This window comes from Streptomyces sp. 5-10 (assembly GCF_014712245.1).
GTDB classification, from domain to species: Bacteria; Actinomycetota; Actinomycetes; order Streptomycetales; family Streptomycetaceae; genus Streptomyces; species Streptomyces violaceusniger.
This window is the reverse complement of the sequence record NZ_JACVYG010000212.1, coordinates 1-856: the sequence shown is the minus strand read 5'-3', so window position 1 is coordinate 856 and position 856 is coordinate 1. Positions and strand designations below refer to the sequence as shown.

At 77.9% G+C, this 856-nt stretch carries 1 protein-coding gene; it reads left to right on the top strand.

The genetic code is table 11. From position 1 onward, the window contains the following. Positions 1 to 856: PQQ-binding-like beta-propeller repeat protein (locus IEJ02_RS47860; RefSeq protein WP_191070515.1), on the top strand; the 856-nt coding region annotated here is incomplete at both ends.

Here is an 856-nt window from a genome sequence, read left to right as displayed (position 1 = left end):
GCCCCCTCCGCCGCCGCTCCGCCCGCCCCGGCGTCGGCCGGGGCCGACGGGTCGGTGCGGCTGCCCGGTTCGCAGGTGCCGATCGGCCCGGGACTCCGGGCCGCAGACGCGCGGGACCCGCAGGCGCAGCACGGCACCGGCCCCGCCACCGGCTGGGTGCGCCCGCCGGCCGGGGTGACGAGCGGAGGGCTGAACGGGGGCGATGGCACGGCCGCCGTCCCGCCGCCGACCCACTCCCCGTCGGCCGAGCCGCCCGAGCCGCCCGGCGGGGCCGGGCACGGCCGCTGGCGCCCGTGGCGGTTCCGCATGTCCAACGACGTATGGGGCACCCCGGCGGTCGCCGGCGATCTGCTGTACGTGACCTCGTTCGAGGTGCACGCGCTGGACGTGGGCACCGGCCGGCGCCAGTTCAAGACCCGCGACGTGGCGTGGGCGATGGCCGTGGCGAACGGCCGGATCCACGCCTCCGACGGTCCCACGCTGTACGCGCTGGACGCGGAGGACGGCGCCGAGCGCTGGCGGCTGTCGACCGACGGCTGGGTCTACTCCCTCAAGGTCGACCGCGGCACGGTCGTCACCGGTACGCGCGGCGGTGGCGTCCAGGCGTGGGAGGCGGCCAACGGCGAGCTGCTGTGGGAGATGCAGGGCCTCCAGACCGACTTCGAGACGCCCGAGTCCGGCCCGGTCGTCCACGACGGCACGGTCTATGTGTGGGCGGACGCGCGGCTGCGCGCCCTGGAGGCGCGCACCGGCGCGGAGCGCTGGTCGTACCCGGTGGGCGACGCGGCGTCGTGCGGCGGGGTGCCGCTGCGTCTGCTGGCGGCGCCGGACGGGGTGGTCTACGTCTCGGCGGGGA